We start from the raw sequence: 12,762 nt of genomic DNA, 5'->3' as shown, positions 1-12,762 counted from the left end.
CGAATCCATCGCCATCGGTTCCGAGTCACAGGTCGAGACGGACAGCGGCGTTGCCATTGGCCTTAAATCGCAAAGTGGCAACAGCGGCGTCGCTATCGGCGCCAACTCGCAGAGCGGCAGCGAGTCCGTTGCCTTGGGCAAGGGCGCGAAGGCGTACGGTCGCGGTGCTGTAGTGCTCGGAGGCGGTGCGAGCGCGATTGCGAGTGCTGGCAGGAGCGTTGCAATCGGTTCCTCCAGCACTGCCGACCGTGGCGCGGCAGCTCCTAACGATGTCTATCTCAACGATGACGCCAATGTGCGAGCGACCGTGAAGGGCAGCCTTGGCACGCTCTCCGTCGGCAACGACGCGGCTACCCGCCAGATCGTCAACGTCGCGGCGGGCAAAGAAGACAGCGACGCGGTGAACGTCGCGCAGCTGAAAGCCGTGGACAGCAAAGTCGAGCAGAGCACCACCAACATCACCACCCTCCAGCAAGGCTGGACTTTGAAAGATTCCGGGACGGGCAGCAAGACCGTCAAAGCCGGAAATACAGTTACCGTCGCCGGCGACAACTACATCAAACCCACGGTGAATGCCTCCGGCCTGAACCTGACGCTTGACGAAAGCAAACTGAACGCCACCATCACCAACAACACCACCGTTCAGCAGAATAAAACCGACATCGGCAACCTGACCAACACGGTGAACAACCACACCGCCGACATCTCCAAGTTGAAGTCGGGCTTCGACCTTGCTGACGTCGGCGGCGTGCAAAGCTCCGTGACGCTTGGTGGAAGCTCTAAGGAGGCCGTGACCTTCAAGGCCGGTGGCTCGATCGGCGACGCCTTTACGGCGAGCGTGGACGGCAACCGCAACGTCACCTACGGCATCGACAAGACCAAGCTCGTGCAGAACATCACCGGCGACGTCATCAATCAGATCAACAACACGACGACCAACCCGGTGACCAACATCAGCGCCAAGTTCGGCGTGACCGCGGAAACGGGAACGAAGAAGACCGTGACGCTGGGCAAGGATACCGAACCGACCGTGAAATTCGAAGGCGACGGCACCTACATCAAGTCCGCGATGACCGCCGACGGCGTGAAGTACAACTTGGACACGACCGCGCTGAACACCGCCATCACCAACAACACGACGATCCAAAACCTGTCCGGCGGCTTCAAGGTGAAAGCTGGCAGCGTCGAAGGGCCGATCGTGGCGGGCAACACGTTGGAATTCGCCGGTAAGAACTACGTGGAAGCCGAGTACGACAGCGCCGCCAAGAAGATGACCATCGGCCTCGACGACGCCACCAAGACCAAGATCGACAACATCGGCTCGACCATCGGCGCCGCGGCCAAATGGACCATTCAGGACGCGGAGACGCCCGCCGGAACCAAAGTTATCGACGCCTCGACGCCTTTGACGGTGACGGGCGCCGACGGCGTGACCACGAAAGTGGACGCCGGCGGCCTGACCATCGGGCTCGACGGTTCGACGCTGGGCAACACCATCAACAACAGCTCGACCGTGATCAACAACGTGGAAGCGAAATTCAAGATTGCCGACGCCGGCACCGGCACGAAAACCGTCACCGCGGACAAGACCGGCACCGAAACCATCAAGTTCGAAGGCGACGGCAACCTGATTGAGTCCGAAGTCGGCACGAGCGGCGTGAAGTACAAAGTCAACGCCGCGAACCTGACCAACACCATCAACAACACGATCGCCAACAACTCGACGGTCAATCAGCACACGACGGACATCACCAACCTCAAGGGCGGCTTCACCGTCAGCAACGAAGCGGGCACGAAACAGACCATCACCCTCGGCGAAACTGCTAAACAAAACATCCAGTTCGTGGGCGAGACGAACAAGATCGACGTGACCGTGGCCAATGCGTCCGACGGCGCGAAAGTGACCGTATCGGCCAATGCCAACCTCGGTCAGAATATCGACATCAGCAACAACACGACCGTCACCAACCTGGATAACCGCGTGACCACAAACGCCGGCAACATTACCAACAACACCAGCAACATCACCAAGCTGCAGGGCGGTTTCGACCTGAAAGCCGGAAGCACGACGTCGAACGTCGCCCTGGGCGGCGCGACGCCCCCGACCGTCGAATTCGCGGCAGGCAAGAATCTGACCGTGGGACTGACCGACAAGAAAATCACTTACGGCATCGTCGAGAATCCCGAATTCGCCAGCGTTACGGTCAAGAGCGGGACGAACGAAATCAAACTCAACGGCGCGACCGGCACCATCGCCGGCCTGAGCAACACCACGCTCGACACCGGCTGGGGCGAAAATGCCCGCGCCGGACAGGCCGCGACCGAAGGACAATTGAAAGACGCGATTGCCGCGAGCCAAGGCACCCTGACGAACGCCGGCCTGAAATTCGACGCGAACGTCGGCGGAGTACAGACGAACAAACTCGGCAGCACCGTCACCATCAAGGGAACGGGAACCGAAGCCGACGACAAGTACTCCGGCGAGAACGTCAAGACCAAGATCGCCCAGGACGCTGCCGGCAACACCACCATCGACATCCTGCTGAACAAAGACCTGAAAGCCGAAAGCGTCACCGTCGGCAAAGACGGCAAAGACGGCAAGATCGGAGTGGCGGGAGCGAACGGCAAAGACGGCGTGACCATCTGGAGCGAAGGCCCCGCGGGGCAGAACGGCGTCGACGGCCATATCGGCCTGACCGGGAAAGACGGAGCGAGCGCCGACATCCACGTGAAAGACGGACCCCCCGGCCTCGACGGAGCCCCCGGAACGAACATGACCCGCATCGTGTACGAAGACAAGAACGGCACGAGCCACGAAGTGGCGACCCTCGACGACGGTATGAAGTATGGCGCCGACAGCGGCTCCGTGATCAAGAAACATCTGAACGAACAGGTGAATGTGGTCGGCGGAATCGCTGACGCCACAAAGTTGACCGATGACGACAACATCGGCGTGGTCTCGGATGGAAACAACGACCTGAAGGTTCGTCTGGCAAAAGATCTGAAACTGGGCGCGAGCGGCAGCGTGACCATCGGCAGCAGCGTTTTGAACGCCGGCGGCCTGACGATCACCAACACGACGGATCCGACGAAGACCGTGAGCCTGACGGACGCCGGACTGAACAACGGCAATCACCAGATCGCCAACGTCGCCAGCGGCGGAAACACAGACACCAACGCCGCCAACATCAAAGACGTGAAAGACGCGATTGCCGCGAGCCAGGGCACCCTGACGAACGCCGGCCTGAAATTCGCCGGCGACAGCGGGACCCCTGTCGGCAGAAAGCTCGGAGAGACCCTGAAAATCAGCGGCGGAGCGGACGTCTCGAAACTTGCGGACGACAATATCGGCGTAATCACCGATCCCGCCAGCGGCAAACTGAAAGTGAAACTCGCGCGGAACCTCAATCTGACAGACGCCGGCAGCGTCTCCATCGGCGACGTCACCTTGAACACCGGCGGACTTTCCATCAACGGCGGCCCCTCGATCACCAAGACCGGCGTGAACATGAACGGCCTGCAGATCGCCAACGTGAAAAGCGGTTTGGACGGCGCAGACCTCTCCACCGCCAGCGGCGCTACGCTGAAGAACGCAGCCAACATCGGCGACCTGAAAAACGCGATCGAAAACGCCAGTTCCAATCTGACCGACAAAGGCTTTGCCCTCTCGGCCGACGATAGCGGAATCGTCACCAAGAAACTCGGCCAGGCCGTCCACATCGCCGGCGACGGCACGAACACCGAAACCAAAGTCGACGGCGGGAAAGTCGTCGTCGCCCTCAAGAACGAACTGAAATTCGACGTTACGGGGACGACAAACAAACTCACCATCAACACCGGCGGCCAAGGCACCATCAACGGCCTGAGCAACACAACCTGGAACCCCCTGAGCATCACCTCCGGCCAGGCCGCCACCGAAGACCAGCTCAAGGCCGTGGACAACAAGATCGCCGCCATCTCCGCCGACACCCTGAAAAGCTGGGACGCCCAGATCGACGGCGTGAAAGTGAAGACCGTCAGCAAGACCGACAACGTCCTCAACTTCAAGAAAGGCAGCAACATCACGCTGAGCGACGATTCCGGCGCTATCAAAGTAAGCGTCGTCGACGCTCCCGTCTTCGCCGGCAAAGTCACCGCCAAAGGCTTCGACGCGACCGGCCACAAGATCGTCAACGTCGCCAAGGGAGACGTCACTCAGACCAGTACCGACGCGGTCAACGGCTCGCAGCTGTGGGGCGTCTCGTCGAGCGTCGCCACCCACTTCGGCGGCGGCGCTTCCGTCAACCCCGACGGCTCCGTCTCCGCCCCCACCTACAAGTTCAAGTACGTAGGCGGCGGCAGCTACCACACCGTCGGCGACGCCTTGAGCGCCGTCGACAAACAATTCGGCAACGTCTACAACAACTTCGGCAACGTCTACAACCAGATGGGCGAGATGAGACGCAGCATCAAGACCACCGGCGCGCTCGGCTCGGCGCTAAGTGCTTTGAAACCGATGCAGTACGACCCCGTCGAACCCAGCCAGCTCATGGCCGGCTTCGGAGCGTACAAAGGCGAATATGCGCTGGCGCTCGGCTTTGCGCACTACGTGAAAGAAGACTTCATGATGCACGCCGGCGTATCCGTCTCGCACCACGGCGAGTCGATGGCCAACGCCGGGCTGACGTGGAAGATCGGCAAGAAGGCAGACAAGGAGTCGATCCCGGCGCGCTACCGCTCCGGCCCGATGAACAGCGTCTACGTGATGCAGAAGGAGAACGCCGAATTGCAGGCGCAGGTGGCTTCGATGGAGAAGACGAACTCGCGTCAGGCTGAAGAGATCGCCGAGATGAAAGCTTCGCAGAAGGAGATGCAGGAGCGGATGGAACGTCTGGAGCGGCTGCTGCGCGCTTCGCGGAAGCTTAAGTAAAAACGGAAACGAGAACTGCCGCGGAAAAATGCAAAAGCGAAAAGTATGACGCCGCTTTTGCGGCGGAGAAAAAACGGAAGCGGCATAAGAAAAAGGCACGGCGATCGATGAACTGATCGCCGTGCCTTTTTCATTGAATCGTTTGATGCTGTCGTTTTTGGGATCACTGACGGGGAGCGGCGATGATCACGGCGCCGCGGGGATCGAACGAGGCCCGGGCGCTGGCGCCGCCGGCGCGGATCTGGGTGCCGGGCAGGAAGGGAACGGACAGGCTCAGGACGGAGCGCGGATCGCCGATCGCCAGCTCGGCGTGGTAGTCGAGGCGGTCGCCTTCGAAGAGGCAGCGCGAAACGCGGATCGGCAGGCTGTTCTCCTGCCCTTCGAGGCTGAGGTTTTCGGGGCGCACGATCAGCAGGGCGTTCTCGCCGATTTGCGGCGGGTTTTGCTTGCCGAGGCGCGCTCTGACCCGGCAGCCCGCGATTTCGAAGACGCCGATATCGCCTTCGGCCGCGGCGAGGACGCCGGAGATCAGGTTGGCCTGGCCGATGAAATCGGCAACGAAGGGCGAGGCGGGATCGGCGTAGATGTCCATGGGCGTGCCAACCTGCTCGATGCGGCCGCGATTCATAACCATGATGCGGTCCGACATGGTCAGGGCTTCTTTCTGGTCGTGGGTGACGTAGAGACAGGTCAGCCCCAGCTCCTGCTGGATGCGGCGGATTTCCGCGCGCATGTGGATCCGCAGCTTGGCGTCGAGGTTGGAAAGCGGTTCGTCCATCAGCAGCAGTTTGGGGCGCAGCACGAGCACGCGCGCCAGCGCCACGCGCTGCTGTTCGCCGCCGGAGAGCTGGTTGGGGTAGCGGTCTTCCGCTTTTTCCAGCCCCACGAGCGCCAATCCTTCGCGCACTTTTTGGGCGATCTCGGCGCGGCCGAGGCCGCGGATTTTGAGCCCGTAGGCGACGTTCTCGAAAATCTTCATGTGCGGGAACAGCGCGTAGTTCTGAAAGACGAAGCCGATGTTGCGCTCGTTGGCCGGAACATAGGTGATATCCGCGTCGCCCATGAGGATCTGCCCCGAGGCGGGCACTTCGAAGCCGGCGATCATGCGCAGCGTCGTGGTCTTGCCGCAGCCGGACGGTCCGAGAAAGGTGAGAAACTCTCCCGTGTTGACCGAAAGGTTCACGTTCTGCACGGCGTGAAATTCCTCGCCGTCCTTGATGAATGTTTTATTGACATGGTTCAGCGTAAGTGAAACGGACATCAGCGAATTCCTCCCCCCGCACTGCCGGTGCGGCACAGAAGCCGGGCCAGAAGCGCCATCACGCCGCTGGCGATGAAAACGAGCACGATCAGCACGATCGAAAAGGCGCAGGCCTGCGCGAACTGAAGCTCGGTCATACACTCGAGAATACGTGTCGTGATCAGGCTCCAGCGCACGGAGACCAGGAAAATGGTGGCGCTGATCGCCGTCATGGAGTGGATGAACAGATAGCGCATGCCGGCCAATATGGCGGGAAGCACCAGCGGCAGCGTCACCTTGCGGAACGTCCGCGCCGAGGACGCTCCCAGACTTGCCGACGCCTCTTCGATGGAAGGGTCGATCTGCTGCAGCGAAGCGATGACGTTGCGGATGCCGGCGGAGGAGTAACGGAACACGTAGGAGGCGACGAGGATCGAAACCGTGCCCGTCAGCACCAGCGGCTTGTCGTTGAAAGCGATCACGTAGGCGATGCCGACCACTGTGCCAGGAAGCGCGAAATTGAGCAGCGAGACCGTCTCCAGCGTCTTGTGCCCTTTGACTTTGAGGCGTTCGGCGGCGTATCCCACGAGAACGGCGAGCAGCCCGCCCAGCGGCGTGCCGAGACAGGCGATGATCAGCGTGTCCCTGATGGCCTTGCGTCCGAAATTGAACACGTAGGCGTAATTTTCGCCCGTCAGCGCGTTGTTGATGCCCCAGACCTTGACGACCGAGCCCCAGAAAATCAGCGCGTAGATGTAGACGACGAAAATCATCACGAACGAGATCAGGCCGATGATGCAGGCTGTGGGGAACACCCCGGGACCTTTCACGCTGCTGCGTCCGCCGGCCTTGCCCGAAATGGTCACGAAACTTTTTTTGCTCAGCCAGCAGTACTGGATCGCATACACGATCAACGCCGGCACCAGCAACACGAAGGAGAGCGCCGCGCCGCCCTTGAGGTCGTACATGCCTGTGATCTGCAGGTACGCCTGCGTCGGCAGCACGGGGAACGCGTGCCCGGCCAGGACCAGCGGCGTCGCGAAGTCCGCCAGCGAGCAGGCGAAAACGAGCAGAAAGGCGTTCGCCAGCCCGGGAGCCGAGAGCGGCAGCGTCACCGTGCGGAAGACCCGCAGCGGCGAAGCCCCCATCGAGTAGGCCGCGTCCTCCAGATTGGAATCGATGCGGCTGAGGATCGTCGTCAGCGTCATGAACGCAACCGGGTAGAACGTGAGCGTTTCCGAGAGGAACGTGCCCCAGAAACCGTAAAAGTTGAAATTCTCAAGCCCAAGCAGTTTGATCAGAAGGCCGTTCGGCCCCAGCGAGAGCGTCAGGGCGATGCTACTGGTAAACGGCGGAGAGATCAGCGGCAGCATGGAAATGCCGGAAAGGACGAACTTGAACCAGCCCGGCAGAGAAAGGCGCGTCACCGCGTAAGCGAAAATAAAGCCCAGCGCCGTGCCGGAAACGGCGACGCAGCCCCCCAGCAGCAAACTGTTGATCAGCGCCTGCCGATCGTACCAGTTGGTGAGGACCGGGGCAAGGTTGGCGAGAGTGAACCTGCCGTCGACCCAGAACGCGATCCACAGCAGACGAAAGGCCGGGTAAACCACGAAAATCCCCAGAGCGATCCAGAGCGCGGCGACGACGGCCCGTGCCGCGGGATCCAGCCGGGGGCGGGGAGAGAGACTGTGTGTCAAAGTTTTCACCTGCTTCAGTCGAAAAGTCGTCTCCAGACTGCGCCGGCCGGGCGACAGCCTGCAAAAACGTCAAAAAAAGGGGCCCCGCAAGGAGCCCCCGATAAATTGGCAGCGCTATTTGATAACTTCGTTCTTCCAGCGCTCCACGAACTCGTCGCGCTTGGCGCCCTTCCAAGCCACATCGGTCTCGACGAGATTGATCGCGTTCAGATCGAGCAGCGGATTGTCGGTCGTGACGTCGGTGCGGGTGGGAACGTAGTTGATCTTGTTGGCGACGATGAAATCGGCGAAGCTCTTGCTGACCATCCAGTCGGCGAACTTCTTGGCGTCTTCCAGATTCTTCGCTCCGTGCACGACGCCGCAGCCCTCGATGCCGTAGGATACGCCGTCCTTGGGATAGCTGATCGTCACGGGGTAGCCCTGCTGCTGGATGTCGAGCGCGTCGACTATGTAGAAAATACCGGAAGCGCACTGGCCGGTCGCGATCGGCATGGCGCCGCCCGCGCCGCTCTTCGTGTACATCTGGATGTTGGCGTGAAGCTTCTTCTGATACTTGAAAGCCTCGTCTTCGCCCATGATCTTCACCAGCGAGAAAATGCGTTCCGTCGCGGTGCCGGACGTGCGGGCGTCGGCCATCTGCAGGCCGTTCTTGTACCTGGGATCGAGCAGATCGTTCCAGGTCGCGGGAGCCTGCATCTCGTTCTTCTTGAGGAAATCCTCGTTCGTCAGGAAGCACAGCGGGATGATGCCGATGCCCGTCCAATAGCCGTCCGCGCTGCGGAATTTGGCCGGAATGGCTTCAACGCCCTTGGGAGAGTATTTCTCGAAGACCCCCTGCGCGACGATGGCCTCGTACGTGTCGGCCGGGCCGCCGATCAGCACGTCGACCTGAGGATTGTTCTTCTCGGCCTCGAGGCGCGTCTTGGCTTCGCCGGAAGACAGGCGCAGGAAGTTGACGTGGATCCCCGTCTCCTGCTCGAACGCCTGAGTCACCTTGGAAACGTACTTCTCCGGCATGATCGAGTAGGCGTTGATCTCCGCCGCGCTTGCGGGCAGAGCCGTCAAGCCCAACAACAGAACGAGTGCAGCAAATTTTTTCATCACCGAAACATCCTTTCCGAAATAATTGAGATGAGACGCCAGGTGGAACGCAAACATTATAGCGCAGATAGTCAGTGATTCCAAGTGAGGCCCCACAGATAAAAACGTCCGTAAAGCCGAAGCGGGGGGAAGGGAGACTGTTCGTTGGAGAGCTGTTGCAATTTTCGCCTTTGTGAGCGAAAATCATGAATGAGCGACGCGCATAGAGGCGCAGTCGGAATTTATGCAATCACAGTTAAATTGTATTTTTAAGGAGGAATTTTCATGAAATTGTTTTCTGTTGCAAAGCGTCTTGCGTTCATCGGGATCTGCTCATTGGCGCTGAATGCCGGCGGCTTGGGGACGGACGGCTGGGCCCGCACGGTCGAGTCGATGAACTTCACCTACGTGCAGTCTCCGCTGAACGTGCCTTCCATCGTCGAGAAAGCGCGGGGCAGCTTCGCCTCGTATTTCAAAGATCTGGGGCTGCCGGTGAACTACGCCAATCTGACCGCCGGCCCGCAGCAGACAGCGGCGCTCGCTTCCGGCGACCTGCAGATCCTCAACGCCGTCGGCGGCACCTCGGTCATCCTCGCGGCGGCCAACGGCGCCGACGTCAAGATCATCAGCATGTACAGCCGCTCGCCCAAAGCCTTCATGCTCTTCTCCAACGACGCGGCCATCGATTCGCCGGCGGCGCTGAAAGGCAAGACCGTCGCCGGACCGAAAGGCACCAATCTTCATGAGCTGCTGGTCGCCTACCTCAAAACCGGCGGTCTGACCATCGACGACGTCAAATTCGTCAACATGGGGATCCCCGCGGCGCTGGCCGCCCTCGAAGGCGGCACGATCGACGCGGCGCTGCAGGCCGGCCCCAGCGCGTACAACTGCATGAAGTCGGGCAAGCACCTGATCACAAACGGCGACGGATTGATCGCGGCGCTCATCGCCACGGCCACCAGCCAGAAATTCTACGACGAGAACAAGGAATTGGTCGAAACGTTCGAGAAAGCGCAGCGTTCGGTCCTGCAGTTCATCGCCGAAAATCACGACGAAGCCGTGAAGATGACGGCCGAAGCCACCGGCCTGAGCGTGGAAGCCGTGGAGGAAATGTTCCCCATGTACGATTTTTCCATGGATGTCTCCGAAAAAGACGTCGAAGACCTGAAGAAAACGGAGCAGTTCCTGCTCGACAACGGCATGATCGACAAAGAAATCGACGTGAAGACGCTTTTTTTGAAGCGCTGAGGTATGGACGACAAAAAAAGGACTGCTTTTCAGTAGTCCTTTTTTTGTCGTCCTGAATTATAACAACGGCGGAATCGTGAAACTTAGAGATACACCCCGCGCATTTCCGTGGCGTCGGCGACGCGCTTGATGGCGGCGAGGAACGCCGCGCGGCGCATCTTCACGTTGTGTTCCTGGGCGTAATCCCAGACCTTCTTGAAGTTGTCCTTCATGATGCTCAGCAGACGGTTGTTGTAGTCCTCTTCGGACCAGAAGAAGCCGCCGAGATCCTGGCACCACTCGAAGTAGGAGCCGATCACGCCGCCGGAGTTGGCGAGGAAATCGGGAACGACGAGGATGCCTCTCTGATCGAGGATCTTGTCTCCCTCGGGCGTGGTGGGGCCGTTGGCGCCTTCGACGACGTACTTGGCCTTGATGTCGCCGGCGTTCTTTTCGGTGATGACGCCTTCAAGCGCGCAGGGCAGGAACATGTCGCAGTCGCACGTCTGGATGGAATCGATCATCTTGACGCCAGGTTCCTTGTCGAGGCCGGTCAGGAGTTTCTTGGGATTGGAGGCGATCAGTTTGAACGCCTTGGCGATGTCGATGCCGTTCTCGCTGTAGTAAACGCCGGTGATGTCGCTGATGGCGACGATTTTGGCGCCGGCTTCGGCGAGGGTCTTGGCGGCGAAGGAGCCGACGTTGCCGAATCCCATCACGGCGCACTTCATGCCCTTGATGTCCTTGCCGAGGGCCTTCATGAACTCGATGGCGCAAGTGGCGACGCCAAGGCCGGTGGCCGCGTTGCGGCCCTTGGATCCCCAGAGCGGGATGGGCTTGCCGGTGAAGATCGCGGGTTCGAGACGGCCGCGCATACGGCTGATCGTGTCCATGAACCAGGTCATGACCTGACCGTTGGTGTTCACGTCGGGGGCGGGAACGTCCGTCCAGGCGCCGACGACGGGTTCGATGCGAGCCGCGTAGGTGCGGCTCAGGCGCTCGAGTTCTTTCTTGGAGAGCTTCAGCGCGTCAACGCGCACGCCGCCCTTGCCGCCGCCGTAGGGGATGCCGGCCAGCGAGCACTTCCAGGTCATCATGAAAGCGAGGGCTTCGCATTCGTCGAGGCAGACGTCCTGGTGGAAACGCACGCCGCCCTTGGCGGGACCGACGGCGCTGTTGTGCGCGACGCGGAAGCCCTCGAAGACCTGGATGGAACCGTCGTCCATTTCAACGGGGACGGAGACGCAGGTCTTGCGCTCGGAATGGGCGAGAATGTCGGTAATGCCCTCGTCAAGCCCCATTTCCTCAGCAGCGCCGTAGAAGTTCTCGAGTGCCGTGCGAAGGAGTACATTGTCAGACTTACGCTTTACCAAAGCCATAGCAAAACACCTCCTGAGATTTAGCGGTAAAATACCGCTTCGAACCGAACACATGCCACACAAATCACAATTTCATTTTAACACTCTTTCCTTGTGAGTCCAGTGCATTTATGTGTATACAAGCCTTGCGCATAAGTTATGAATGGGGATCGGCACTGTAATTATTGCTATTTACTGATTTTAGATGAAAAATAACTATATATTATCCATCTTTTTGCTTGGCGGCGATAAATATTTATAAAGCCTTTAATGTATCTTTGGACGACGCACGCGAAAGCCGCCGGGAAAATTTCGAAGCGTCCGTTCTGTCGCGGCTCGAAAAAGCCGGGCGAATGCGGGGCATTCGTCCGGCCAGGGAAATATTTTTTCGAGTTTGGGGCGGGGGAGTAGTGCGAGCACGCAAGACGACAGCGCACCGTCGGACAGGAACGATCATGCGAAAGATTTTTGGCGTCCGCTAATCCTGTGCGCGGAAAAAAAGCGCCGCCTTTTCTTTGGCGCGATTTTGCGGCGTGTGGCAGTTATAGACGAACGCCGGCGGAATATTGCGGAGGACGAACGAGATTCGGACCGATTCGAAAAGGTGGCAGAAAAGACGGTGCATTTGTCGGGAATACTGATAGGCGATGAATTGTCCGTTGGGTTTCAGGCACGCTATCACGCCCTGGAGAATTTTGCCGGAAACTTCTTTTGGGAGCGTCGTCCAGGGAAGGCTGGAAATGACCACGTCCAGCGAGCCTGGCCTGATGACCTGCGCGAGGTCGCAGGCGTCGGGGAACACGGCGATTTTAAGCCTGTTTTCGATTTTTTCGCGCAGTTTTCGGTCCAGCTCGAAGACGGAAAGGCCAGCGTTGGGAGAAATTTTTCTGAGCAGTGCTTCCGTCACGACTCCGGTGCCGGCACCGAGTTCGGCAACGTTGGTTACCGTGCCCCAGTCCGTGAGCTTGAGCATCTCCTGAACGAGAAAGTGAGAGCTGGGGGCGACGCTGCCGATCTGTCCCGGCTGCGCGATAAAACGGCGCAGGAAAAGCAGAGTGCTCCATCGAGGAAGCAGGGGAATCGGTTCTTTATCCATGGAAAAGGCCTCCGAATTGTCATGAAAAGATGAACGGGGCTTTGTGAAAGTCGTTCCGTAAAATGTGAACAATATTGTATCATAGATCTGCGGGCTCCATGAGGCGAAATGTCGACGGCGTCGTGCGGCGCTAAGAAAAACGCAGGCTTAAATAC

7 protein-coding genes are annotated in these 12,762 nt (G+C 59.6%); 2 read left to right on the top strand and 5 right to left on the bottom strand.

The genetic code is table 11. The features are described 5' to 3' along the window. On the top strand, positions 1–4,909 hold a 4,909-nt coding region (locus tag HMPREF7215_RS02275; protein ID WP_009163989.1), incomplete at its 5' end, for a YadA-like family protein. Positions 4,910–5,072: 163 nt separating this feature from the next. Here the strand turns inward: HMPREF7215_RS02275 and HMPREF7215_RS02270 are convergent. From HMPREF7215_RS02270 to HMPREF7215_RS02260, 3 genes are all read right to left on the bottom strand, one after another. Then, positions 5,073–6,170 carry an ABC transporter ATP-binding protein gene (locus HMPREF7215_RS02270; protein ID WP_009163988.1) on the bottom strand — a complete coding sequence of 366 codons (1,098 nt, stop codon included), beginning with the start codon at positions 6,168–6,170 and terminating at the stop codon, positions 5,073–5,075. Continuing rightward, positions 6,170–7,855 (bottom strand): ABC transporter permease, encoded by a 1,686-nt coding sequence (locus HMPREF7215_RS02265; RefSeq protein WP_009163987.1) that lies wholly within the window; start codon positions 7,853–7,855, stop codon positions 6,170–6,172. Before HMPREF7215_RS02265 ends, HMPREF7215_RS02270 begins: the two co-directional genes overlap by 1 nt. Before the next feature lie 105 nt (positions 7,856–7,960). Further along, complete coding sequence (locus HMPREF7215_RS02260) at positions 7,961–8,947, bottom strand: ABC transporter substrate-binding protein (RefSeq protein ID WP_050768854.1); 987 nt, start codon at positions 8,945–8,947, stop codon at positions 7,961–7,963. Between the two features lie 264 nt (positions 8,948–9,211). Here HMPREF7215_RS02260 and HMPREF7215_RS02255 point away from each other — a divergent pair, with 264 nt between their 5' ends. Continuing rightward, positions 9,212–10,174, top strand: a complete 963-nt coding sequence (locus tag HMPREF7215_RS02255; RefSeq protein WP_009163985.1) for an ABC transporter substrate-binding protein — start codon at positions 9,212–9,214, stop codon at positions 10,172–10,174. Between the two features lie 83 nt (positions 10,175–10,257). Here the strand turns inward: HMPREF7215_RS02255 and HMPREF7215_RS02250 are convergent, their stop codons facing one another. Together HMPREF7215_RS02250 and HMPREF7215_RS02245 are read right to left on the bottom strand one after the other, a co-directional pair. Then, the gene (locus HMPREF7215_RS02250) at positions 10,258–11,532 is read right to left on the bottom strand and encodes a Glu/Leu/Phe/Val family dehydrogenase (protein WP_009163984.1); all 1,275 of its coding nucleotides are present in this window, start codon (positions 11,530–11,532) and stop codon (positions 10,258–10,260) included. A 457-nt stretch (positions 11,533–11,989) separates the two neighbouring features. Further along, entirely contained in the window at positions 11,990–12,607 is a 618-nt protein-coding gene (locus HMPREF7215_RS02245; RefSeq protein ID WP_009163983.1) for a class I SAM-dependent methyltransferase, read from the bottom strand. Positions 12,608–12,762: the final 155 nt, after the last annotated feature.

Source organism: Pyramidobacter piscolens W5455 (assembly GCF_000177335.1).
GTDB classification, from domain to species: Bacteria; Synergistota; Synergistia; order Synergistales; family Dethiosulfovibrionaceae; genus Pyramidobacter; species Pyramidobacter piscolens.
Note: the sequence above shows the minus strand (reverse complement) of the source record. Positions and strands in the feature narration are given on the sequence as shown.

What these genes read in the sequence shown, in the direction of transcription:
- HMPREF7215_RS02270 (WP_009163988.1), bottom strand. Translation starts at nt 6,170, where the DNA reads ATGTCCGTTTCACTTACGCTGAACCATGTCAATAAAACATTCATCAAG.
- HMPREF7215_RS02260 (WP_050768854.1), bottom strand. Translation starts at nt 8,947, where the DNA reads ATGAAAAAATTTGCTGCACTCGTTCTGTTGTTGGGCTTGACGGCTCTG.
- HMPREF7215_RS02255 (WP_009163985.1), top strand. Translation starts at nt 9,212, where the DNA reads ATGAAATTGTTTTCTGTTGCAAAGCGTCTTGCGTTCATCGGGATCTGC.
- HMPREF7215_RS02250 (WP_009163984.1), bottom strand. Translation starts at nt 11,532, where the DNA reads ATGGCTTTGGTAAAGCGTAAGTCTGACAATGTACTCCTTCGCACGGCA.
- HMPREF7215_RS02245 (WP_009163983.1), bottom strand. Translation starts at nt 12,607, where the DNA reads ATGGATAAAGAACCGATTCCCCTGCTTCCTCGATGGAGCACTCTGCTT.